Here is a 23,070-nt window from a genome sequence, read left to right as displayed (position 1 = left end):
CGCACGTCGTTCCATCGACGAATCTCTTTGTCGACTTATCGACCTGTCGATAGGTCGCTAGATCGGGCGGTCGCTCCGGTTGCGGGGATCCATGATGTCCACGATCCGTCGCAGGTCGTCCATCGAGGCGAACTCCACGCTGATCCGGCCCTTGCGCTGCCCGAGATCCACCTTGACCCGGGTCTCGAACCGGTCCGAGAGCCGTTCGGCCAGGTCGGCCAGGCCGGGCGCCGTCGGGCGGTTGCGGCGGGTGGTCGGTTGGGCCGACTCCTGCCCGCCGACCGCGACGATCTCCTCGAGGCCACGCACGCTGATCCCCTCGGCCACCACCCGAGCCGCGAGCCGGTCCTGCTGGTCGGCGTCGGGGACGGCCAGCAGAGAGCGCGCGTGCCCGGCCGACAGCACCCCGGCAGCGACCCGGCGCTGGACCGCCGGCGAGAGCTTGAGCAGGCGGATGGTGTTGCTGATCTGGGGCCGGGACCGACCGATCCGCTCGGCCAGCTCCTCGTGGGTGCAGGAGAAGTCCTCGAGCAGCTGGGCGTAGGCCGCGGCCTCCTCCAGGGGGTTCAGCTGCGACCGGTGCAGGTTCTCCAGCAGGGCGTCGCGCAGCATGTCGGCGTCGTCGGTCTGCCGGACGATGGCGGGGACCAGCGACAGGCCGGCTGCCTGGGCGGCCCGCCACCGGCGTTCGCCCATCACCAGCTCGAAGGCCTCCGGGCCGGTGGCCCGCACGACGACGGGCTGGAGCAGGCCCACCTCGCGGATCGAGTGCACCAGCTCGGCCATCGCGTCCTCGTCGAAGACCTCGCGCGGCTGGACCCGGTTGGGCGTGATCTGGTCGATCGGGACCTCGGCGAAGTAGGCGCCGGCCGGGACGCCTGTCTCGGTACCGGACCCCGCCGCGACCGCGCCGCTGTCCGCTGAGGCGTCCGTGGGTCCGGGCGGGGTGGTGGCATCCGAGGGGCCGGAGGGAGGCCCGGTCGGGATCAGCGAGCCGAGGCCGCGGCCAAGACCACGGCGGGGTCGGTCCTGGCTCATCGCGGGGCACCCTTCCTGGCGATCTCCCGAGCCGCCTCGAGATAGGACAATGCTCCCGGGGACGCCGGGTCGTAGGTCATCACGGTCTGCCCGTAGGACGGCGCCTCGGAGACTCGCACCGAGCGCGGGATCGAGGTGCGCAGCACCTGGTCACCGAAGTGGGACCGGACCTCCTGGGCGACGCCCGAGGCCAGCCGGGTGCGGGCGTCGTACATCGTGACCAGGATGGTGGAGATCGCCAGCCCGGGGTTGAGGTGGGCCCGCACCATCTCCACGGTCTCGATCAGCTGGCCGAGCCCCTCGAGGGCGTAGTACTCGGCCTGGATCGGGATCAGCATCTCGGCCCCGGCGACCAGTGCGTTCAGGGTCAGCAGGCCCAGGGACGGCGGGCAGTCGATGAAGACGAAGTCGTAGCGGTCGTCGCCGGCCGCCTCCGCCGAGCCGATCAGGGCATGGCCGGCGATCGCCCGCCGGAGGCGGTTCTCCCGGGCGACCACGCTGACCAGCTCGATCTCCGCGCCGGCCAGGTCGATCGTGGCCGGGACGACGTGCAGCAGCGGCAGGTCGGGGGACGCGGTGGTCACGTCGGCCAGGGGCTCGCCGTCGACCAGGGCGTCGTACGTCGAGGGCACGCCACGCTGGTGGGCGACCCCCAGAGCCGTAGAGGCGTTCCCCTGCGGGTCCAGGTCGATCACCAGGACCCGCTGGCCGAGCTGGGCCAGGGCGGCCGCGACGTTCACGGTCGTCGTGGTCTTGCCCACGCCGCCCTTCTGGTTGGCCACCACCATCACCCGGGTGCGCTCGGGCCGCGGCAGCGGCGGCCGTTGGCCGGCGGCCTGCCGGGCCAGGACGGTGTCCGCCGCGGCTCGGGCCAGGGGCGTGGTGTCGTCGTCCAGCCCGGTGCTGGCGGCGGCGAGCTCGCCGGCCGTCCGGTACGCCGAGGGCGCCGACGTGCTCATCGGGGGGTCGGCGGCGGCGGTGACGGCCCCTGCCGTCGTGGCCGGCTCGGTTTCACGTGAAACGGGACTAGTCCCCTCGGTAGTCGGTCTAGTCCCACCCGGCTGTGGATAACTAGGGGAAACCTGTGGACGCTCACGCTCAGCGGGCCATCCCAGACCGGTGGATAACTCCGCGCCGCCAGATCCGGACCCGGTCTCGGACGGCCAGCCGAGGTCGCCGTAGCTGCGCGCCGCCGGATGGTCGACCTGCTGGTGGCTCACGAGCGCTTCCTCCGTTTCGGGCGCGACGATCCTGGTGCGGGGTCGGGTCGCCAACCTATCGCCGTGGTCCGGCCCGGGACCACCCGGACCACGGTGGTGATCGAGGAGCCCGGCACCGACAGGCTCAGCACCTCGGCCGAAGCACGCCATCGCCCCAGCTCGTCGGCCGACGCCGTCACCTCGTCGGCCGCCGAGGAGCCCTTCAGGGCGAGCAGGGCGCCGCCCGGGGCCACCAGGGGCAGCGCCCAGGTGAGCAGCTTCGGGAGTGGCGCCAGGGCCCGGGCGGTGACCACGTCGAACCGCTCGCCGACCAGCTCCTGGGCGCGACCGCGGACCACCTGCACCCGCTCGAGGTGCAGCGCCTCGCACGCCTCGTTCAGGAAGGTGGTCCGCCGCAGCATCGGCTCCACCAGGGTCACCGCCAGGTCGGGGCGGGCGATCGCCAGCACCAGGCCCGGCAGACCGGCTCCCGAGCCCAGGTCAGCCACCCGAGCACCCTCGGGCAGCAGCGGAGCGAGCAGCCCACAGTTCACCACGTGTCGGTCCCACAGCCGGGGCACCTCGCGGGGGCCGATCAGGCCCCGGTCCACTCCGTCCCCGGCCAGCAGTGCGACGTACCTCCGGAGGGCCGGCAGCCGGTCCGGAGCGAAGACGGCCGTGATCAGCGCGGGGTCCGGCTCCGGTGTTTCACGTGAAACATCGGCCATCTCAGGCCGGCAGAACGACCACGTAGCGCCGCGGCTCGACACCCTCGGACTCCGAGACCAGGCCCGCGGCGGCGACGGCGTCGTGCACCACCTTGCGCTCGAACGGCGACATCGCACGCAGCGCGACCTTCTCGCCGCTCTGCTTCACCTGGGCCACCGTGGTGCCGGCCAGCTCCTCGAGCTGGCGACGCAGCTCGGCGCGATGACCGGAGATGTCCAGCATCAGGCGGGAACGCTCGCCGGTCTCGCGGTAGACCGCCAGCCGGGTCAGCTCCTGCAGCGCGTCCAGCACCTCGCCTCGCTCGCCCACCAGGTGGGTCAGGTCGGCGCCGACGATCGAGACCGCGGCCCGGTCGCCCTCGACGTCCATGTCCAGGTCACCGTCCAGATCGGCGATGTCGAGCAGCTCCTCGAGGTAGTCCGCGGCGACGTCACCCTCGTGCTCGAGGCGGTCGTGCAGCGACGGGCGGCCCGGCTCTCCGGCGAGGTCGTCGTCGGACGCGTCAACGGGCTCCCCGGCGGCGTCGTCGCCGGTCTCCTCGACCGCGTCGTCATCCGGGCCCTCGAGGTCCGCCGCTGGCTCCTCGACCCCGAGGTCGTTGCTCTCGGTGGCCTCGGTCTCCGTGCCGTCGAACTCGGTGCCGTCGAACTCCGTGCCGTCGGCCTGGGTCTCGGTCTCGCTCATGCTGGCTTCCCCTCATCGTCGATGTCGTCCGCGTCGCCCGGCTCGGACTGGCCTGGCTCCGCTGGGCCCGGTTCGGTCTGGCCCGAATCCTTCTCGCCCGGCTCCCGCTGGGGCGGACGCTGCGCGGCCCGCCTGCGCTGCTCCCGCGTCATCTTCTTGGGCTGCTGGCGCTTGCGCTGCTCGGTCGGATGCTCCACGGCATCCTCCAGCGCCTCTTCCTCGGCCACCTCGGTGACCTTGCCCTTGGCCCGGTCGCGCTTCAGCTTCGCGTCGAACGCGGGCGTGCCCGGCGCCGGGTTGCGGCGGATCACGTAGAACTGCTGGCCCATCGTCCACAGGTTGGTCGTGGTCCAGTAGAAGAGCACGCCGATCGGGAAGGCCACGCCACCCACGGCGAAGACCACGGGCAGCACGTAGAGGAGCATCTTCTGCTGCTGGGCGTACGGCCCGCTCAGCGCGTCGGCCGGCATGTTCTTGCTCATCAGCTGGCGCTGGGTCAGGAAGGTGGTGGCGGTCATCGCCAGCACCAGAATGGCGGCCAGGATCTGGACCCCGAGCACGCCGTCCGGCTTGACGAAGGTCGCCGAGATCGGGACCGTCCCGAACAGCTTGGCCTCACCGAAGCTGGTAGCGAGCTTCGTGGTGAGCACGCCCTGCCCGGTCTTGTTCTTGGCCGCGTGGTCCAGCAGCCGGAACAGCGCGATGAAGATCGGCATCTGCACCAGCAGCGGCAGACAGGCGGCGAACGGGTTGGTGCCGGTCTCGCGGTAGAGCGTCATCGTCTCCGCGGCCAGGCGCTCACGGTCGTGGCCGTACTTCTTCTGCAGCTCCTTGACCTTGGGCTGGATCAGCTGCATGTTCCGGCTGGACTTGATCTGCTTGACGAACAGCGGGATCAGGGCCGCCCGGATCACCAGGGTCAGCCCGATGATCGAGAGCACCCACGACATCCCGCCGTCCTTGGGCAGGAACAGGCTGAACAGGCTGTGCCAGCCGACCAGCACCACCGAGATGGCGTAGTAGAGCGGTGTCAGGATGAAGTGGCCGATGGTGCCGAGGAAATGCACGGGTCAGGCTCCTTGGTTGGGAGTCGTGCGCGGTGGCACGGGGTCGTAGCCGCCGGGCGCCCAGGGATGGCAGCGCAGCAGTCGGCGGGCGGACATCCAGACACCCCGGACGGCGCCGTACTCGGTCACCGAGCCGAGGGCGTAGGCGGAGCAGGACGGGTGGTAGCGGCAGACCTGGCCGTACAGCGGGCTGATCGCCAGGCGGTACAGGCGGAGCACACCGATCAGCAGGTACTGCGGGATCCGGGTCAGCAGGGTCAGGAACCGCACGCTCAGCTCACCGTCCCGGGCCTGCGGACCAGGCCCCGTTGCAGACAACGGTCGAGGTCGGCGCCGAGTTCCGCGTACGACGCGAACGCCGACGGGGCGAGGGCCCGCACGACGAGCTCACACCCGGGTGGGAGGTCGCCGAGACGCTCACGGCACAGATGACGGAGACGGCGCTGGACACGATGGCGGACCACGGAGTTGCCCACGGCTCGACTGACCACGAACCCGATCCGGGCCGGCCCCTGCGCGTCGGCGAGCACGACGTGCACGACGAGGGAGCCGGAGCCGGCGCGTTGACCGGTGCGGGAGACGCGCCGCAGGTCACCACCTCGGGTGAGTCGATGCGTCGCCGGCAGCACAGGTCCGGGTCACGAGCCAGTCGGGTCGAGGATCAGACCGCGAGGCTCTTGCGGCCCTTGCGCCGCCGGGAGGACAGGATGGAACGACCGGCGCGGGTGCGCATGCGCAGCCGGAAGCCGTGCACCTTGTGGCGCCGGCGGTTGTTCGGCTGGTAGGTACGCTTGCTCACGAGCATCACTCCGATGTAGTTCAGGGGCATCACGCCGGCGGTCGAACCAGACAAACGCCCGATGACGTCGGACAGCACTGGTGCGGGACCTCGGGTTCGCACCGGCACCGCCCGTCCACGCATCTGTCCCGGACCAGCCGGGTCGAGCCGTGGACATGCGGCACCCGTCGACACCGGGTGACCGACGAACGGTACGCTCCGCGCGATTCCACCGTCAAATCGCCCGGACCGCGCGGGCCGGCCCCGAGCCGGGCCGCAGATTTCCGGGGTCGGTGGCGGCCTGCGACGCCGTCGCCAGCCGGCCCCGACAGCCTGTGGATAGCGTATTGCCCGGGCCCCCTCCGGGAGGTTATGTTCGAGGCTCGTCGAGTTTCCCCGCGTTCGGTCCGGGGTCGGTCCGGCGGATGGGCGCAACCGCGGTCATCTGTCCCGAATGGGCTTCTGACCTGCGGCGATCCGGTTTCCGCCGGCTCGCCGTTGGCGTCTCGGCAGGCTGTTTCCACAAGGCAGCGGCCAGGTTCACAAGGTGTGGACAAACCTGTGGAACGCATCCGGCGCCCCGGCGTGCGCGGCGGGTTGCCGCACCCCGGGTACGGGCGATCGAAGAGAGCGGGACAACCTGTGGACAGCGACGCAGATCTGGCTGCCGCCTGGCAGCGCGTGGTCGACGAGCTCCAGCCCAACCAGCAGGCCTGGGTCCGCGCCAGCGAACCGGTGACACTGCACGGCAACACCGCGATCATCGCGGTCGCCGACGACTTCACCCGGACCCAGCTCGAGGGCCGGCTGCGCGGCCAGCTCGAGGACGCGCTGACCGCGATCTTCGGCCACGAGATCCGGCTGGCGGTCACCGTCAACCCGACCCTCGGCGAGGGGCACGTCGGCACCCAGTCCAGCCCCGAACCGATCAATCCACCTAGCGATATGTCGACAGATAGACAGATCGACAATCCCACCCCGGCCCAGCACGACGCGGCGCAACGGCCCCCGGCGGGCGAGACCCGGCTGAACCCCAAGTACGCCTTCGAGACCTTCGTGATCGGCTCGTCCAACCGGTTCCCCCACGCGGCGGCCGTCGCGGTGGCCGAGGCTCCGGGCAAGGCCTACAACCCGCTGCTCGTCTACGGCGACTCCGGGCTGGGCAAGACCCACCTGCTGCACGCGATCGGGCACTACGTCCGCTCCCTCTACAACGGCGCCAAGGTGCGCTACGTGTCGAGCGAGGAGTTCACCAACGAGTTCATCAACGCGATCCGCGACGACCGGCAGGACCGCTTCAAGCGCCGCTACCGCGATGTCGACGTGCTGCTGATCGACGACATCCAGTTCCTGGAGGGCAAGACCCAGACCCAGGAGGAGTTCTTCCACACCTTCAACACGCTGCACAACGCCAACAAGCAGATCGTGCTCACCTCCGACCGCGCCCCCAAACGGCTCGAGGCGCTCGAGGACCGGTTGCGCAACCGGTTCGAGTGGGGCCTGATCACCGACGTCCAGCCGCCCGACCTCGAGACCCGGATCGCGATCCTGCGCAAGAAGGCCGCGATGGACCGGCTCTCGGCGCCCGCCGACGTCCTGGAGTTCATCGCCAGCAAGATCCAGACCAACATCCGCGAGCTCGAGGGTGCCCTGATCCGGGTCACCGCGTTCGCCAACCTCAACCGCCAGGAGGTCGACATGACCCTGGCCGAGATCGTCCTCAAGGACCTGATCCCGGAGGGCGGCGAGCCCGAGATCACCGCGGCGCTGATCATCGCCCAGACCGCGGCGTACTTCGGCCTCTCGATCGACGAGCTGACCGGGCCCAGCCGCGGCCGGCACCTGGTGATGGCCCGCCAGATCGCGATGTACCTGTGCCGCGAGCTCACCGACCTCTCCCTGCCCAAGATCGGCGCGCAGTTCGGCAACCGCGACCACACGACGGTGATGTACGCCGACCGCAAGATCAACCAGCTCCTCGCCGAGCGCCGGGCGGTCTTCAACCAGGTCAGCGAGCTGACCAACCGGGTCAAGATGCAGGCGCGACAGTCGTGACCCGCTGACGGAGGCACGATGAGCACCGACGACGACTTCACGGCGTACGTCGGCACGCACTGGTCGATGCTGGTCCGGACCGCTCTGCTGCTCGGCTGCGCCACCGAGCGCGCCGAGGACGTCGTCACCGACGCGCTGGTCGGCACCTACCAGCGCTGGGCCCGGGTCTGGCAGGACGATCGGGCCGACCTCGACGTCCTGACCCGGCTGCTCGGGCTGATCCACGGGTCGAGCGGCCGGCCCTGGCGCGGTGACGTGGGGATCCTCGACGAACCACCGGCCGCGGACGACGAGGTGCCCGACGACGCATCGTCGCTCGTCCGCGCGCTGCTGCCGCTCGACCCGCGGCACCGGGACGCGCTCGTGCTGCGCTACGTGGCCGAGCTCGACGAGCTGAGTGTGGCCGAGGTCCTCGACGTCCGCCCCGAGCTGGCGCTCCAGCGGACCCGGGAGGCCCTGACGGCGCTGCACCCACCCCTGAGCGAGCAGCAGCTGGTCGAGCTGGTCGAGCAGCACCGCGCCGACCAGCTGATGAGCCTGCCCCCTCCGCACCTGCTGGCCTCCGCCCACGACGTACGACGTGGCCGGCGGCGACGCACTCTCGCGGCCACCGCCGGCGTGCTCGCCGCCGTCCTCCTCATCTCCGGGGCCGTGCACGTGGTCCGCGCCCTGGTCACCGACACTCCTGCCGCGGCAGCACCCGGACCGGCACCGCCCTGGGCCCAGCACCCGTCGGGTCCGGCCACCCGACTGGTCGGGCTGAACGGGTGGGCGATCCAGGTGCCCGGGTCGTGGGGCACCGACCGGGTCGCGTGCGACGGCGTCACCCCCTCGCGGCCGACCGTCCTCTTCACCGCGCTCCTCACCAGGGGTCATCGTTGCCGGACGGGGCCCCCGACCCTGTTCGTGCGGATCGGCAACGCGTCGTTCACCGGTGTCCCCTGGCGCACGGTCAGCGGGGTGCCCGTCCGGCAGCGCCGCCACCACTCCGCCATCAGCACCACGCTGCGCGTCCCGTCGGCCCGCGTCTCCTTCCACATCCGGGCGGCCAACCGGACCCAGCTGCGCCTGATCCGGAACTCCCTGCAGCCGGTGTCCTCGCGCCAGATCACGGTGCCGATCGGCACCGCCGCGCGGGGACGGGCAGCGCTCGGCCAGATGGTGACCATCGCGACCGGGGCCGGGCTGCGCCCCCGCATGCTGGAGGTGCCGTCACGGGAGCAACCCGGCACGTTCCTCTTCAGCGTTCCCCCGATCGGCACACCGGTCGACCTGGGTCGGTCCATCTCCTTGTTCTTCTCCGCGGGGGACCTCGGGCGCTTCGCCGCCACTTCGTCCCTTCGACGGCACGGCTGGCGGATCTTCCCGGTCGCCGTGCCACGACCGACGTACGGGCGACCCGCCGCGGTCCGCGCCGCCCTCGGCCCCCACAGGACGACGAGCACCGCCGGCCATCCGACCTTCCTACGGATCTTGACCATCACCCATGACGGGCCACGGCGGGTCGTCGTCCGCCGTCGCCTGGTCTGGCTCGTGGTGACCCCCGACCGCATCGGCACCCGACGGGGTGCAGCCTCCATCACCGCCGTCGACGCCGTCACCGACCGGGTCATCGAGACCCAGCACGACGTCCGCGGTCGGATCCACCCGGCGATCCGATGACCACGAACCACACCGGTGCAAGATGTGGACGCCGGGGGCCGAGGGACGGCCTGTCGTCCACAGGCCCTGTGCACTCGCGACGGTCGCGGCCGCGACGCCGCCCGCCGACCCCCAGCCGGCCCGGGATGCGCACCGCCACGTGCACAGCCCCTGTGTGCGGAAATACCACCGCTGACCTGCACGGACGATGCTTGTCCACAGTTTCCACCGCACCTACTACTCCTACGAACCTCTACATGGGCGGATCATCGACAACCGTCGCCTCGCGCCCCGATCTGGGGATGACCTCCTCCGCCGACCGGGCCCGAGAGCCGGATCGGTCCGCGACAAACCGGGCGGGCCTCCCGCGTGGGGGTGCGGCGTGGCAGGATGCACAGTCCAGAATCTTCCCGAGCGGCCCGCCGGCCGCCGCACGCTTCCCGAAGGACACCGACAAGTGAAGTTCCGCGTCGACCGCGACGTACTCGCGGATGCTGTCGCCTGGGCAGCTCGCAGCCTGCCCGTCCGCCCGAGCGTCCCGGTGCTGTCGGGTCTCCTGATCGATGCCAGCGATGACGGCCTGGTGCTGTCGACCTTCGACTACGAGACGTCTGCCCGCGCGACGCTGAGCGCCGAGGTGGCCGACGAGGGCCGGGCGCTGGTCAGCGGCAGGCTGCTGTCCGACATCTGCCGCAGCCTCCCGGCCAAGCCCGTGGAGATGACGTTGGACGGGTCGCGGGTCAGCCTGACCTGTGGTTCCGCGCGGTTCAGCCTGCAGACGATGCCGGTCGAGGACTACCCCGCGCTGCCGGACATGCCGGCGGCGACCGGCACCGTGTCGAGCGACGTGTTCTCCCACGCGGTCGCCCAGGCGGTCACCGCCGCCGGGCGTGACGACATGCTCCCGGTGCTGACCGGTGTCCGGATCGAGATCTCCGGCTCCACGATCTCGATGCTGGCCACCGACCGGTTCCGGCTCTCGCACCGCGAGCTGGAGTGGTCGCCCAACAGCCCCGACGAGTCCCTGGCCGCGCTGGTTCCGGCGCGGGTCCTCGGCGACACCGCGCGGTCGCTGACCGCCGGCAGCGAGGTGACCATCGCACTGGCCGCCGGTGGCTCGGGCGAGGGCATCATCGGCTTCGAGGGCTCCGGGCCGGGCGGCACCCGTCGTACGACGACCCGTCTGCTGGACGGCGAGTTCCCCAAGGTCCGCAGTCTGTTCCCCAACGAGCACCTCACCCGCGCGACCGTCGACAAGGCCTCCCTGATCGAGTCGCTCAAGCGGGTCGCGCTGGTGGCCGAGCGCAACACGGCTGTGCAGCTGGCGTTCAGCGATGGCACCCTCACCCTCGACGCGGGTTCCGGCGACGAGGCCCAGGCCAGCGAGTCGATCGAGGCGACCATCGACGGCGACGACGTGACCACCGGCTTCAACCCGCAGTACCTCCTCGACGGTCTCCAGGTCATCGACGAGTCGGTGGTGGAGCTGGCGTTCACGGTCGCGACCAAGCCGGTTGTCATCAGTGGTTCGATGGGAGACAGTGGCGCCAACGACTCGTCCGCAGGCACCGGCGACACCGGCTTCCGCTATCTCCTGATGCCGAGGCGCCTGCTCTCCTGACCGACCACAGCTTGGAGATCAGCATGGAACTCGGACTCATCGGCCTCGGCAAGATGGGCGGCAACATGCGCACGCGGCTGCGCAACGCCGGTCACACCGTTGTCGGTTACGACCGCAACCCCGAGGTCTCCGACGCCGGCAGCCTGGCCGAGATGGTCGAGCAGCTGCCCAGCCCCCGCGTGGTCTGGGTGATGGTCCCCTCCGGAGACCCGACCCGCGACACGATCAAGGAGCTCCGCGACCTGCTCGACAAGGGCGACCTCGTCGTCGACGGCGGCAACTCCAAGTGGACCGACGACCAGGTCAACGCCGACCTGCTGGCCGAGAAGGGGATCGGCTTCGTCGACTGCGGTGTCTCGGGCGGCGTCTGGGGTCTGAAGAACGGCTACGCCCTGATGTGCGGCGGCTCCGACGACGACGTGGCCAAGGTGCAGCCGGCCTTCGACGCGCTCAAGCCCGAGGGTGAGTCGGGCTTCGTGCACGCCGGCAAGCAGCCGGGCGCCGGGCACTTCTCCAAGATGGTCCACAACGGCATCGAGTACGCCATCATGCAGTCCTACGCCGAGGGCTGGGAGCTGCTGAACAAGGTCGACCTGGTCGACAACGTCACCGAGGTCTTCGACTCCTGGCGCGAGGGCACCGTGATCCGGTCCTGGCTGCTCGACCTCCTGGTCGAGGCCCTCAAGACCGATCCGCACCTCGACAAGATCGCCGGCTACGCAGCCGACTCGGGCGAGGGTCGCTGGACCGTCGAGGCCGGCATCGACAACGGCGTCGCGATGCCCGCGATCGCGGCGTCCCTGTTCGCCCGCTTCGTCTCCCAGCAGGACGAGAGCCCGGCGATGAAGGCGATCGCCGCCATGCGCAACCAGTTCGGCGGCCACGCGGTGAAGACCGAGGCGCCTCCCGGCGGCGACGCCTCGCCGCAGAGCTGACCGGCATGACCGGGGGCGGAGCACCGTGTACGTCGCGCACCTGACGCTGGTCGACTTCCGCTCCTACGCCCAGGCCGACGTCGCGCTTGAAGCCGGCGCGACGGCGTTCATCGGTCGCAACGGACAGGGCAAGACCAACCTGGTCGAGGCGATCGACTACCTCGCCCGCCTGTCCTCCCACCGGGTCGCCTCCGACGCTCCGTTGGTGCGGGCGGGAGCCGAGCGCGCGCTGGTCCGGGCCGCGGTGGTGCGCGACGGCCGGCAGGCGATCCTCGAGGTGGAGATCCACCCGGGCAAGTCCAACCGGGCCCGGGTCAACCGCGCCGACCTGCCTCGCGCCCGGGAGCTGGTCGGGCTGGTCCGCACCGTGATCTTCGCCCCCGACGATCTCGCGCTGGTCAAGGGCGACCCGTCGGGGAGACGGGCCTTCCTCGACGACCTGCTCGTGATGCGCACCCCCCGGCTGGCCGGCGTCCGCGCGGACTACGAGCGGACCCTGCGACAACGCAACTCCCTGCTCAAGACCGCGGGCGCGGCCCGCCGGGGCTCGACCTCGCAGGAGTCGGCGCTCTCGACGCTCGGCGTCTGGGACGCCCATCTCGCGCGCACCGGCGCCGAGCTCCTGGCGGAGCGGCTCAGGCTGGTCGCCCAGCTGCGCCCGCTGGTCGGCCATGCCTACGCCACCGTGGCGCGGGGCGCCAGCAGCGACGACTCCGGCCTGGACTACCAGCCGAGCCTGAGCCTGGACGGGCTCGACCACCACGGTGGTGAGGTCGACCGGGCCGACCTGACCGACCGGCTGCTCGAGGAGCTCGCGGTCCGCCGCAACGACGAGCTCGACCGAGGAATCTCCCTGGTCGGCCCTCACCGCGACGAGCTGCTGCTGACTCTGGGCAACGGCGATCCGTCGGTGCCCCGGCTTCCGGTCCGCGGCTACGCCTCGCACGGTGAGTCATGGTCGTTCGCGCTGGCGCTGCGGCTGGCGTCGTACGACCTGTTGCGCGCCGACGGTGACGACCCGATCCTGATCCTCGACGACGTGTTCGCCGAGCTGGACACCGAGCGACGGGCCCAGCTGGCCGAGCTGGTGGCAGGTGCCGAGCAGGTGCTGGTGACGGCGGCGGTCGCCGACGACGTGCCCGAGAAGCTGGCCGGGGTGCGCTACCACGTCGGCGGTGGAGAGGTACGCCGTGAGTCCTGACGCCGGCGACGACCCCACCCGGCGCGACGACGGCCTCGACCTGGCCCGCAACCTGGCCCGGGCCACGGCGCGGTCGACCCCGGGGCGCAAGACGCGGGCCCGGCGTACCGACCGGTCTCCCCGCAGCAGCGGGCGGGTGTCCGGGGCCTTCCCGGACGAGCGGGATCCGCAGACCCTCGACGTGGCGCTGACCCGCGTGGTCGACGACCACGGGTGGCAGGTCGACCTCAAGGTCGCCTCGATGTTCGCGCGCTGGGGAGAGCTGGTCGGGCCGGAGGTCGACGCGCACAGCGGCCCCGAGTCCTTTGCCGACGGCAAGCTCGTGGTCCGCACCGACTCGACCGCGTGGGCCACCCAGCTCAAGCTCCTGGCTCCGGCGATCGTCCGCCGGCTCAACGAGGACCTGGGCCACGGCACCGTGCTGGTGATCGACATCCTGGGCCCGCACGCACCCTCGTGGAAGCGTGGTCAGCGGTCGGTGCGCGACGGGCGCGGACCACGCGACACCTACGGCTGACCCGACCGCGACCGCGCCCGCGCCCGCGCCCGGGCGTGACAGGGTGAGTCGGTGCCACTGACCCGACTCGCCGGTTCCGACGACCTGGAGTTCCTGGTTCGGCACGACGGGCATGTGTCCTCGGCCGAGCTCGAGGCCGTGGTCGGTCGGGACCGGGTGCTCCTGATGGTCGAGGAGTCCGCTCCCGAGCCCCTGGGCTGGCTGCGCTGGGGGCTGTTCTGGGACACCGTGCCGTTCATGAACATGCTGCAGGTGGTCCCGACGCGTCGCGGACAGGGTCTCGGCCGGCTGCTCGTCGAGAGCTGGGAGCATCGTTGCCTCGGTGCCGGCCAGGCGTGGGTGCTGACGTCGACGATGTCCGACGAGCGGGCGCAGCACTTCTACCGGCACCTCGGCTACCGCGACGTCGGTGCGTTCGAGCTGCCCGGCGAGGCACCCGAGCTGCTCCTCCGCAAGGACCTCGCCTGACCCGTCCGGTGTGGGGTGCGCGCAGCCGTCCACTGCCGATCTGCGGGCCTCTCGGGCGTATGGGGACCTGTCCGGCCCCCTGTACGGCGCTCCCAGAGTGCCGGGAGAGCCGTCTGAGGGCCATTTTCGTCGACAGTTCCCCCCAGGTCGGAGGGTGGGGTCGTGGGCTACGGCCCGGAAACGGCTATCATGGACATCGAGGTCGCGCGCTTCCCAGCCGCGGCCGGTTTCATGTGGTCCCCGGCTCGACGGCCTGCGCGACGCAGGCCCCGGCCCCGACGAAGAGGTGCGCGTGAGCGACGAGACGACCGAGCCAGAAGTCCCGACCACCGACTCCGAGCCAGCCGCTCCCTCCGCCGCCGCGCCGAGCACCCCGGCCCCGGCGAACGCACCCAACGGGATGACCTACGACGCGTCGGCGATCACCGTGCTCGAGGGGCTCGAGGCGGTCCGCAAGCGCCCGGGCATGTACATCGGCTCGACCGGAGAGCGCGGACTGCACCACCTGGTCTGGGAGATCATCGACAACGCGGTCGACGAGTCGCTGGCCGGTTACTGCGACCGGGTCGTGGTCACCCTGCTGGCCGACGGCGGACTCCGTGTGGAGGACAACGGCCGCGGCATCCCGACCGACACCGCTCCCGGTCAGGAGCTTCCGGCTGTCACGATGGCACTGACCATGCTCCACGCCGGCGGGAAGTTCGGCGGCGGAGGGTACAAGGTCTCCGGGGGCCTCCACGGCGTCGGCGTCAGCGTGGTCAACGCACTGTCGAGCCACCTCGTGGTCGAGGTCCGCAACCGGGGTCACGTGTGGCGTCAGTCGTTCAGCATCGGCGTGCCGGACGGCGGTCTCGAGGAGGTCCGCGCGCTGGAGCCCGGCGAGCGCACCGGCACGACCGTCACCTACTGGGCGTCCCCCGACGTCTTCGAGACGACGACGTACTCCCTGGAGACGATCACCGCCCGGATCCGCGAGTACGCCTTCCTCAACAAGGGCCTGGAGATCGTGGTCCGCGACGAGCGCCCCGAGGGTGCCGAGCTGCTCGAGGCGGTGCAGGACGACACGATCGCCAACGAGATCGACGCTTCCGGCGAGGACAACATCCACGAGGCGCCGACCGGTGGGATCGAGCAGACCTTCCGCTACGACCGCGGTCTGGTCGACTACGTCGACTACCTCAACAAGCGCAAGACCCCGGCCAACCCGACGGTGATCTCCTTCGAGGCCGAGCAGGCGGCCGGTGCCCAGGGCGGCAGCCAGGACCTCAGCCTCGAGGTGGCGATGCAGTGGAACACCTCGTTCACCGAGTCGGTGCACACCTTCGCCAACACCATCAACACCCCCGAGGGCGGCACCCACGAGGAGGGCTTCCGTTCCGCACTGACGACGCTGGTCAACCACTGGGGCGAGGAGTGGGGGCTGATCAAGAAGCGTGAGGACCGGGTCTCCGGTGACGACGTCCGCGAGGGTCTGACCGCGATCATCTCGATCAAGCTCACCGACCCGCAGTTCGAGGGCCAGACCAAGGCCAAGCTCGGCAACACCGAGGCCAAGGGCTTCGTGCAGCGGGTGGTCAACGACCAGCTCGGCGCCTGGCTCGAGCAGAACCCCGCCGAGGGCCGCGACATCGTGCGCAAGGCGCAGGCCGCGGCGTCGGCGCGGATCGCCGCCCGCAAGGCCCGCGACCTCGCCCGCAGCCGCAAGGGCCTGCTCGGCGGCGGTGGCCTGCCCGGCAAGCTGTCCGACTGCCAGTCGACCAACCCCGAGGAGTGCGAGGTCTTCATCGTCGAGGGCGACTCGGCCGGCGGCTCGGCCCGGCAGGGCCGCGACCCGCGGGTCCAGGCGATCCTTCCGATCCGGGGCAAGATCCTCAACGTCGAGAAGGCCCGGATCGACAAGGTGCTCGGGAACACCGAGGTCCAGGCCATCATCTCGGCGCTCGGCACCGGCATCCACGAGGAGTTCAGCCTCGAGAAGCTGCGCTACCACAAGGTCGTGCTGATGGCCGACGCCGACGTCGATGGCCACCACATCAACACCCTGCTGCTGACCCTGTTGTTCCGGTTCATGAAGCCGCTGATCGAGCACGGTCACGTCTACATGGCCCAGCCGCCGCTCTACCGGATCCGCTGGAACAAGCCGGCCGAGCACGAGTTCGTCTACTCCGACTCCGAGCGCGAGGCACTGACCAAGGACGGCCTGGCCAACGGCAAGAAGCTGCCCAAGGAGAACCCCGTCCAGCGGTACAAGGGCCTCGGCGAGATGAACGCCGAGGAGCTGTGGGACACCACGATGAACCCCGAGCAGCGGCTGATGCTCCAGGTGACCCTCGACGACGCGGCGCAGGCGGACGAGATCTTCTCGATCCTGATGGGCGAGGACGTCGAGCAGCGGCGTTCGTTCATCCAGCGCAACGCCAAGGACGTGCGATTCCTCGACATCTAGCCGGCCGGTGGTCGAGCGGAGTCGAGACCACTATCCCCGAATCTAGCGAGATTCCTAGAAACTCGTAGAAGCAACCAGAGAGACGAAGACACGTGACTGAGACCCCCAGCAACCTGGGCACCGGCGGCGGCGACGGGCCGGAAGGCCCCGGGCCGGGCGGCCGGATCGAGCCGATCGAGCTCCAGACGTCGATGCAGCGCGCCTACATCGACTACGCGATGGCGGTGATCGTGGGTCGGGCGCTGCCCGACGTCCGCGACGGGCTCAAGCCCGTGCACCGGCGGGTGCTCTACGCGATGTACGACGGCGGCTACCGGCCCGACCGCGGGTTCTCCAAGTGCTCGCGCGTCGTCGGCGACGTGATGGGGCAGTACCACCCCCACGGCGACACCGCGATCTACGACACCCTGGTCCGCCTGGCCCAGCCGTGGGTGATGCGGGCGCCCCTGGTCAACGGCCAGGGCAACTTCGGCTCGCCGGGCAACGACTCGGCGGCGGCGATGCGGTACACCGAGTGCCGGATGGCGCCGCTGGCGCTGGAGATGGTCCGCGACATCGAGCGGGACACCGTCGACTTCCAGCCCAACTACGACGGCCGCTCGCAGGAGCCGATCGTCCTGCCGTCGCGCTACCCCAACCTGCTGGTGAACGGCTCGGCCGGGATCGCCGTCGGCATGGCCACCAACATCCCGCCGCACAACCTGCGCGAGGTCGCCGAGGGTGCCCGGTGGGCGCTCGACCACCCGGACGCGACGCGCGAGGAGCTCCAGGACGCCCTGGTCGAGCGGATCAAGGGCCCCGACTTCCCCAACGGCGCGCTGATCGTGGGGCGTGAGGGCATCGAGCAGGCCTACCGCACCGGCCGCGGCTCGGTCACCCAACGCGCGGTGATCGAGATCGACGAGGACGCCCGCGGGCGCACCTGCCTGTCGATCACCGAGCTGCCCTACATGGTCAACCCCGACAACCTCGCGCTGAAGATCGCCGAGCTCGCCGACTCCGGCAAGGTGCAGGGCATCTCCGACGTGCGCGACGACTCGTCAGGTCGCACCGGCCAGCGGCTGGTGGTCGTGCTGCGCCGCGACGCGGTGGCACGCGTCGTCCTGAACAACCTGCTCAAGCACACCGAGCTGCAGACCAACTTCAGCGCCAACATGCTGGCGCTGGTCGACAACGTGCCGCGCACCCTGACCATCGACCAGTTCATCAGCAACTGGGTCGCCCACCAGGTCGACGTGATCCAGCGGCGGACCCGCTTCAACCTCGCCGAGGCCGAGCGCCTGGCGCACGTGCAGCGCGGCTACGTCAAGGCCCTCGACGCCCTCGACGAGGTGATCGCCCTGATCCGGCGCTCGCCCGACGTCGACGAGGCCCGCGCCGGACTGATGGAGCTCCTGGAGATCGACGAGATCCAGGCGCAGGCGATCCTCGACATGCAGCTGCGCCGGCTCGCGGCCCTCGAGCGGCAGAAGATCATCGACCGCCTGGCCGAGCTCGAGGCGACGATCGCCGACCTCGAGGACATCCTGGCCAGCGAGTCCCGCCAGCGTCAGATCATCGGCGACGAGCTGGCCGAGATCGTCGAGAAGTACGGCGACGAGCGTCGTACCCAGATCATCGCGGCGGACGGCGACCTCTCCATGGAGGACCTGATCCCCGACGAGGAGCTGGTCGTCTCGATCACCCGCGGCGGCTACGCCAAGCGCACCCGCGCGGACCAGTACCGCACCCAGAAGCGGGGCGGCAAGGGCGTGCGCGGCGCGACCCTGCGCGGTGACGACGTCGTGCAGCACTTCATCGCGACCACCAACCATCACTGGCTGCTCTTCTTCACCACCGCGGGCCGGGTCTACCGCACCAAGGCCTACAACCTCCCCGAGGCCTCGCGCGACGCCAAGGGCGGTCACGTGGCCGGGCTGCTCAGCTTCCAGCCCGACGAGGACATCGCGCAGGTGCTGGCGATCCGTGACTACGAGCAGGCTCCCTACCTCGTGCTCGCGACCCGCAACGGCCTGGTCAAGAAGACCCGGCTCGGTGACTACAACTCACCGCGTCAGGCGGGCGTGATCGCGATCAACTTCCGGGAGGACGACGACGAGCTGATCGGCGCCGAGCTGGTCTCGCCCGACGACGACATCCTGCTGGTCTCCCGCAAGGGCTCCGCGATCCGGTTCAAGGCCGGCGACGACCAGCTCCGACCGATGGGGCGGGCGACCTCGGGGGTCACCGGAATGAAGTTCCGCACCGAGGCCGACTCGGTGCTCTCGATGTCGATCATCCGGGCAGACCAGGTGGCGGCGGAGGCCCAGGCCGAGGACGCGGCCGCGCCCGACAACGACGTCAAGCCGCAGTACGTCTTCACGATGACCGACGGTGGCTTCGCCAAGCGCACCGCGATCAAGGACTACCGGATCACCAACCGCGGCGGGCTCGGCGTCAAGGCGATGTCGCTGACCAACGAGGAGCGAGGCGTCCTGGTGGGCGGCTTCATCGTGGTCGAGGGCGACGAGATCCTGGCGATCACCCAGGGTGGCCAGGTGGTGCGCAGCCCGATCAACCAGGAGTTCCGCGCGACCGGACGCGACACCATGGGCGTCAAGTTCGTCACCCCCAAGTCGGGCGACTCGGTGGCCGTGGTCACCCGCTCGATGGAGGCCCCGGACGCGGTCGAGGAGACCATCGCCGCAGGTCCGGTAGGTGACAGCAACCTGAACGGCGAATCGCCTGATGAGGTCCCGGATGCAACAATCGAAGGCGATGCGACGTCCCAAGACGCAACCGAACCCGACCCAGGACCTGCCGTCGATCCAGGAGAGTGAGTGGTGATGACAGAGCGCCCTGCCGATCAGGCACCTGTCCAGACCCGCCCGGACACCAGCGACGACACTGCCCGGATCCCGCTCGCCGAGCGGCTCCAGCGCCGGATCGGCGCAGCGACCGACGACCGACGGAGCAACGGCCAGGCCGCCAACGGCTCCGGCCGGATCCTGCCGCCACCGCCGCCCGAGCAGGTCGCGGCGCGCGAGGCGGAGCAGGCTCGTCAGGCGGAGCAGGCCCGCCAGGCGGAGCAGGCCCGCCAGGCGGAGGAGGCCCGTCGGGCTGCGGCCCAGCGCGAGGCGGAGCAGGCCCGTCAGGCGGAGCAGGCCCGTCAGGCTTCGGCTCCGGTGCCGACGGCCCCACCGGCGGTCCCCGTGCCGGCACCCGACGCCACCGCGGCCGGGCCCGCCACCGTGACCACGCGCCGTACCTCCAAGGCGGCGCGGGCACCCCGCCGGGCCAGGCTCCGGCTGAGCCGGATCGACCCGTGGTCGGTCATGAAGATCTCGTTCCTGCTCTCCATCGCCTTCGGCATCGTGACCGTCGTGTCGGTGTTCATGATCTGGTCGGTGCTGAACGCGGCCGGTGTCTGGACCTCGATCAACAACACGGTCTCCGACACCGTCTCCAGCGGCACCACCGCCTCGACGTTCAACATCGAGGACTATCTCGGCCTCTCGCGGGTCCTGGGTTTCACGATGCTGGTCGCGGTGATCGACGTCGTCCTGATGACGGCGATCGCCACGCTGGGAGCGTTCCTCTACAACATGGCGTCCTCGCTGCTCGGTGGCGTCGAGGTCACGTTGTCCGAGGACCAGGGCTGAGTGTCCCGACCGGCTGCCGCGGTTTGGGCGGCCGTTCGCGGCTGCGGTAATGTTCCGCTCCGGTCGCCCTACCGGACACCGGGGCGGCCGTTGCTGGTTGTCGACCAGTTCCGGGCCTATAGCTCAGACGGTTAGAGCGCTTCCCTGATAAGGAAGAGGTCAGAGGTTCAAGTCCTCTTAGGCCCACAGGTTCACCCCTCTGCACGGGAGTCGCCATGAAGAAGATCCTGCTGATCGCCCTGGCCGCCGTCGGCGCGCTCGTCGCCAGGAAGAAGATCGGCGAGGGGCAGCGCGAGCAGGCCCTCTGGGCCGAGGCGACCGACCGGGTCGACCGCGACTGACGCCGTACGACGCAGGCCGGACCGCCGTCCGGCCCCGGGGGCCTTGGCGCAATTGGTAGCGCACCTGCTTTGCAAGCAGGGGGTTAGGGGTTCGAGTCCCCTAGGCTCCACGTAGCAATCACCGCTGGTCAACGCGGGGATCCACTCCCTGCCGCGACGGGTCTAACAGCGGCACCAGATGGGCCTCGTGCCCTTACGTGCCCAAAGCACGCCCGGAAACGGGCGTGCCGACCCGTCAGGACAGCAACATGACCACTGCTAGCCCAACCTCCAGCGACGCGAAGGCCGCACGCAAGACACGCTCCCGGAAGGCCACTCGAACCTCGTTCGGCAGTGTCCGCCGCCTGCCCTCAGGCCGTTACCAGGCCCGCTACACCGACCGGCAGATGAACCGGCACACGGCCCCGCAGACCTTCGCCACCAAGACCCATGCTGAGGAGTGGCTTGCGACCGTCCGCGCCGACGTCGTCCGCGGCACCTGGCGTGCACCCTCGCTGGGCGCTGTCACCCTCGCCGAGTACGCCGCCGACCACCTGGCCACCCGGGTTGACCTGGCACCCCGGACCCAGCAGCTTTACGCCAGCGTGGTGGCCAACTGGATCGCCACGCCGCTCGAGCTGCCACTGTCCCCCGGCCGCAGCCGCACGATCAACCTCGGTGGCTCGGAGTTGAGCGCCGTTTCGGTGGCCAGCATCCGGGAGTGGCACGCCGCAGCCATCCACAGAGCTCGACGCAACGCTCAGGCGCGTGCGGAGGCGACCAAACGTCGCCGCCAAGCTGACGCTCGACATGCCGCCCGACTTTGGGCGCTCGCGAACGATATACCGGTCAAGGCGACCGGACGTCTGCCCCGCGCCGTTCTCGACGCCTGGCGCGCCTCTGGGCACGTCGACGTGCAACCCCTTGCTGAGCCGGAGTCCGCGCGACTCCGCATCGATGCCGGTCGTGCTCAGGTCGCCCAGGCGTACAGGCTCCTCCGGATGATCCTCGGCCACGCCGTGCGAGAGGGGCGGATCGACTCCAACCCGTGTCAGATCGCGCGCGCCGGCCAGGTCAAGTCCACCGAGCGCGTGCCCGCAACGCCCGCGGAAATCGACGCCCTGGCGGCCGCCATGCCCGAGCGCTACTCCGCCGCCGTCCACCTCGCCGCCTGGTCGGGCCTCCGCGCTGGCGAGCTCTTCGGTCTCGCCCGCCGCCATGTGGACCTCCAGGCCGGAACAGTCAGGGTCGAGCGGGCTGTCACCTATATGCCCGGACACCGGCCGAGCCTTGGCGAGACCAAGACCGAGAGCAGTAAGCGCACGGTGCACCTGCCTCCCCACGTCGTGGCCATCCTCCGGGAACACATGGACCGCTACACCGGCCGAGATCCCGACGCTTTGCTCTTCACCGACGCAGGAGGCCAGATCGTGCCCCGCGAATTGCGCAAGGCGCCGTTCTGGCGCGCACGAGCGGCCGTCGGGCGCTCCGACCTGCGGTGGCACGACCTGCGGCACACTGGTGCCACCCTCGCCGCCCAGGCGGGCGCAACGCTGGCCGAACTGCAGCACAGGCTGGGCCACGCGACAGTCGCCGCCGCCATGCTCTATCAGCACCACACTGCCGACCGGGATCGCACCCTGGCGAGTCGACTCGGTGCCCTAGCGGGGCATCCGGAGTTGCGCGAGAGTCCGGCGAAGGACGTTTGAAGGGTCAGCCGGCCCAACGTGAGTCGGTTGCCGACCGGGGCGCACGCGGCTGTGGTTTGCTGCCCATATGGCGGTGACATGGGACATCGAAGTCGGCGAAACTCTGCTGCGCAAAGACCTGCACGACCGTTGGGGCGGCGGCCGCTACGGCGGCATGGAACCCTCCGTGAAAGCCCAGAGTGTCTTCATCTTCAGCAACCCCAGCGTGGGAGCGGCTTTCGGCTACAAGTACGACGGCTGGCACGCAGACGGCACGCTTCACTACACCGGCGACGGACAGGTCGGCGACCAGTCACTCCGAACCGGCGGCAACAAGTCCCTGATGGACGCCGGCAAGCTCGGGCGGACTATTCGGGTATTCCGCAGCGAAGAACGCGACACCACTTATCTCGGCTTGTTCGAGCTGGCTCACCCGCCCTACTACCGGGCTGATGCCCTTGATCGACAGGGCGAGGTCAGATCAGTTCTCGTCTTCAGGCTCAGCCCACTGGGGGACGTCCTGAAGGACCCGATCGACGACGCTGACCCCGACACCGCCATCCCTGAAGAACTGCCGGTGGAGGCGAACAACGTTGACAAGTACGCGGCTCAACGCCCCGACGAACCAAGGGAAGCCGTTCGTCGCGAGGCCCAACTTGTCGGCCGCTACACCGAATGGCTGAACGCTCAGGGACAAGCCACGGTCCGCCATCGCGTACCCATCCCCGGCGGTGGGTACCTATTCACAGACGTCTTCAATAAGGCCACCGAGGAACTGGTGGAGGCGAAGGCATCGGCGGCTCGCAGCTATGTGCGTGCCGCGCTTGGTCAGGTACTCGACTACGCGCGGTTCCTGGATCACGAAGCAAAGGCTGTGTTGCTTCCCGTCCGTCCCAGCGCCGACCTGATCGAACTGCTCACGAGCCACGAATGCGCTGTGATCTGGGAAGAAGGGAAGACGTACCTTCGGCGAGATCCATAGACGCAACCAGTTCGCCCCGCCGGGCTACGAGGCGGCTGCGCCGAATGGATGGTGGCGCCG

21 protein-coding genes and 2 tRNA genes are annotated in these 23,070 nt (G+C 70.3%); 15 read left to right on the top strand and 8 right to left on the bottom strand.

The features are described 5' to 3' along the window. Window positions 1–57: 57 nt before the first annotated feature. The 8 genes from E3N83_RS14430 to rpmH form a co-directional block, all read right to left on the bottom strand. Entirely contained in the window at window positions 58–1,038 is a 981-nt protein-coding gene (locus E3N83_RS14430) for a ParB/RepB/Spo0J family partition protein (protein WP_151083886.1), read from the bottom strand. Further along, window positions 1,035–1,997, bottom strand: a complete 963-nt coding sequence (locus E3N83_RS14425) for a ParA family protein (protein ID WP_191908075.1) — start codon at window positions 1,995–1,997, stop codon at window positions 1,035–1,037. Before E3N83_RS14425 ends, E3N83_RS14430 begins: the two co-directional genes overlap by 4 nt. Window positions 1,998–2,254: 257 nt before the next feature. Next, on the bottom strand, window positions 2,255–2,965 hold the full coding sequence (rsmG, locus tag E3N83_RS14420; RefSeq protein ID WP_151083884.1) for a 16S rRNA (guanine(527)-N(7))-methyltransferase RsmG: 711 nt from the start codon (window positions 2,963–2,965) through the stop codon (window positions 2,255–2,257). 1 nt (window position 2,966) lies between these two features. Further along, window positions 2,967–3,425, bottom strand: coding sequence for a Jag family protein (locus tag E3N83_RS14415; RefSeq protein ID WP_151085308.1), 459 nt, complete (start codon window positions 3,423–3,425; stop codon window positions 2,967–2,969). Between the two features lie 221 nt (window positions 3,426–3,646). Then, window positions 3,647–4,717, bottom strand: a complete 1,071-nt coding sequence (gene yidC, locus E3N83_RS14410) for a membrane protein insertase YidC (protein WP_151083883.1) — start codon at window positions 4,715–4,717, stop codon at window positions 3,647–3,649. A 3-nt stretch (window positions 4,718–4,720) separates the two neighbouring features. Then, window positions 4,721–4,987, bottom strand: a complete 267-nt coding sequence (yidD, locus tag E3N83_RS14405) for a membrane protein insertion efficiency factor YidD (RefSeq protein ID WP_238342919.1) — start codon at window positions 4,985–4,987, stop codon at window positions 4,721–4,723. Between the two features lie 2 nt (window positions 4,988–4,989). Continuing rightward, window positions 4,990–5,346, bottom strand: a complete 357-nt coding sequence (gene rnpA, locus E3N83_RS14400) for a ribonuclease P protein component (protein WP_151083882.1) — start codon at window positions 5,344–5,346, stop codon at window positions 4,990–4,992. 32 nt (window positions 5,347–5,378) lie between these two features. After that, window positions 5,379–5,522, bottom strand: coding sequence for a 50S ribosomal protein L34 (gene rpmH / locus E3N83_RS14395; protein ID WP_151085304.1), 144 nt, complete (start codon window positions 5,520–5,522; stop codon window positions 5,379–5,381). A gap of 543 nt (window positions 5,523–6,065) precedes the next feature. Between rpmH and dnaA the strand changes: the two genes are divergently transcribed. The 15 genes from dnaA to E3N83_RS14325 all read left to right on the top strand — a co-directional run bounded on the left by dnaA (window position 6,066) and on the right by E3N83_RS14325 (window position 23,010). Continuing rightward, complete coding sequence (gene dnaA / locus E3N83_RS14390) at window positions 6,066–7,550, top strand: chromosomal replication initiator protein DnaA (protein WP_420371846.1); 1,485 nt, start codon at window positions 6,066–6,068, stop codon at window positions 7,548–7,550. Between the two features lie 18 nt (window positions 7,551–7,568). After that, entirely contained in the window at window positions 7,569–9,212 is a 1,644-nt protein-coding gene (locus E3N83_RS14385) for a SigE family RNA polymerase sigma factor (RefSeq protein WP_151083881.1), read from the top strand. A 436-nt stretch (window positions 9,213–9,648) separates the two neighbouring features. Further along, on the top strand, window positions 9,649–10,812 hold the full coding sequence (dnaN, locus tag E3N83_RS14380) for a DNA polymerase III subunit beta (protein ID WP_151083880.1): 1,164 nt from the start codon (window positions 9,649–9,651) through the stop codon (window positions 10,810–10,812). 23 nt (window positions 10,813–10,835) lie between these two features. Continuing rightward, on the top strand, window positions 10,836–11,747 hold the full coding sequence (gnd, locus tag E3N83_RS14375) for a phosphogluconate dehydrogenase (NAD(+)-dependent, decarboxylating) (protein ID WP_151083879.1): 912 nt from the start codon (window positions 10,836–10,838) through the stop codon (window positions 11,745–11,747). A 25-nt stretch (window positions 11,748–11,772) separates the two neighbouring features. After that, complete coding sequence (gene recF, locus E3N83_RS14370) at window positions 11,773–12,948, top strand: DNA replication/repair protein RecF (protein WP_151083878.1); 1,176 nt, start codon at window positions 11,773–11,775, stop codon at window positions 12,946–12,948. Continuing rightward, window positions 12,938–13,465, top strand: a complete 528-nt coding sequence (locus tag E3N83_RS14365; protein WP_238342918.1) for a DciA family protein — start codon at window positions 12,938–12,940, stop codon at window positions 13,463–13,465. Before recF ends, E3N83_RS14365 begins: the two co-directional genes overlap by 11 nt. Window positions 13,466–13,516: 51 nt before the next feature. Beyond that, a complete protein-coding gene (locus E3N83_RS14360) occupies window positions 13,517–13,933 on the top strand; it encodes a GNAT family N-acetyltransferase (RefSeq protein ID WP_151083876.1) in 417 nt (138 codons plus the stop codon). 400 nt (window positions 13,934–14,333) lie between these two features. Then, window positions 14,334–16,379, top strand: coding sequence for a DNA topoisomerase (ATP-hydrolyzing) subunit B (gyrB, locus tag E3N83_RS14355; RefSeq protein ID WP_151085300.1), 2,046 nt, complete (start codon window positions 14,334–14,336; stop codon window positions 16,377–16,379). Window positions 16,380–16,570: 191 nt separating this feature from the next. Further along, complete coding sequence (gene gyrA / locus E3N83_RS14350; protein ID WP_238343192.1) at window positions 16,571–19,198, top strand: DNA gyrase subunit A; 2,628 nt, start codon at window positions 16,571–16,573, stop codon at window positions 19,196–19,198. 6 nt (window positions 19,199–19,204) lie between these two features. After that, window positions 19,205–20,020 (top strand): DUF3566 domain-containing protein, encoded by an 816-nt coding sequence (locus E3N83_RS19840; protein WP_202879227.1) that lies wholly within the window; start codon window positions 19,205–19,207, stop codon window positions 20,018–20,020. A gap of 112 nt (window positions 20,021–20,132) precedes the next feature. Further along, window positions 20,133–20,206 (top strand) — tRNA-Ile (locus E3N83_RS14340). A 29-nt stretch (window positions 20,207–20,235) separates the two neighbouring features. Continuing rightward, on the top strand, window positions 20,236–20,361 hold the full coding sequence (locus tag E3N83_RS20050) for a DLW-39 family protein (RefSeq protein WP_238342917.1): 126 nt from the start codon (window positions 20,236–20,238) through the stop codon (window positions 20,359–20,361). A gap of 37 nt (window positions 20,362–20,398) precedes the next feature. Further along, window positions 20,399–20,471, top strand: a tRNA-Ala gene (locus E3N83_RS14335). A 138-nt stretch (window positions 20,472–20,609) separates the two neighbouring features. After that, window positions 20,610–22,049: a tyrosine-type recombinase/integrase gene (locus E3N83_RS14330; protein WP_151083874.1), complete on the top strand. Its 1,440-nt coding sequence runs from the start codon at window positions 20,610–20,612 to the stop codon at window positions 22,047–22,049. Between the two features lie 67 nt (window positions 22,050–22,116). Continuing rightward, window positions 22,117–23,010 carry an SRA domain-containing endonuclease gene (locus E3N83_RS14325; RefSeq protein WP_151083873.1) on the top strand — a complete coding sequence of 298 codons (894 nt, stop codon included), beginning with the start codon at window positions 22,117–22,119 and terminating at the stop codon, window positions 23,008–23,010. Window positions 23,011–23,070: the final 60 nt, after the last annotated feature.

It is taken from the genome of Nocardioides cynanchi (assembly GCF_008761635.1).
In the GTDB taxonomy this organism is placed as follows: domain Bacteria; phylum Actinomycetota; class Actinomycetes; order Propionibacteriales; family Nocardioidaceae; genus Nocardioides; species Nocardioides cynanchi.
The sequence above is the reverse complement of the archived record's forward strand: the minus strand, read 5'-3'. Positions and strand labels throughout refer to the sequence as shown.

Bases quoted from the DNA above. Each gene is read 5' to 3' on its own strand.
- E3N83_RS14430 (WP_151083886.1), bottom strand. From the start codon at position 1,038: ATGAGCCAGGACCGACCCCGCCGTGGTCTTGGCCGCGGCCTCGGCTCG.
- E3N83_RS14425 (WP_191908075.1), bottom strand. From the start codon at position 1,997: ATGAGCACGTCGGCGCCCTCGGCGTACCGGACGGCCGGCGAGCTCGCC.
- rsmG (WP_151083884.1), bottom strand. From the start codon at position 2,965: ATGGCCGATGTTTCACGTGAAACACCGGAGCCGGACCCCGCGCTGATC.
- rpmH (WP_151085304.1), bottom strand. From the start codon at position 5,522: ATGCTCGTGAGCAAGCGTACCTACCAGCCGAACAACCGCCGGCGCCAC.
- E3N83_RS14385 (WP_151083881.1), top strand. From the start codon at position 7,569: ATGAGCACCGACGACGACTTCACGGCGTACGTCGGCACGCACTGGTCG.
- gnd (WP_151083879.1), top strand. From the start codon at position 10,836: ATGGAACTCGGACTCATCGGCCTCGGCAAGATGGGCGGCAACATGCGC.
- gyrB (WP_151085300.1), top strand. From the start codon at position 14,334: ATGACCTACGACGCGTCGGCGATCACCGTGCTCGAGGGGCTCGAGGCG.
- gyrA (WP_238343192.1), top strand. From the start codon at position 16,571: ATGCAGCGCGCCTACATCGACTACGCGATGGCGGTGATCGTGGGTCGG.
- E3N83_RS19840 (WP_202879227.1), top strand. From the start codon at position 19,205: ATGACAGAGCGCCCTGCCGATCAGGCACCTGTCCAGACCCGCCCGGAC.
- E3N83_RS20050 (WP_238342917.1), top strand. From the start codon at position 20,236: ATGAAGAAGATCCTGCTGATCGCCCTGGCCGCCGTCGGCGCGCTCGTC.
- E3N83_RS14330 (WP_151083874.1), top strand. From the start codon at position 20,610: ATGACCACTGCTAGCCCAACCTCCAGCGACGCGAAGGCCGCACGCAAG.
- E3N83_RS14325 (WP_151083873.1), top strand. From the start codon at position 22,117: ATGGCGGTGACATGGGACATCGAAGTCGGCGAAACTCTGCTGCGCAAA.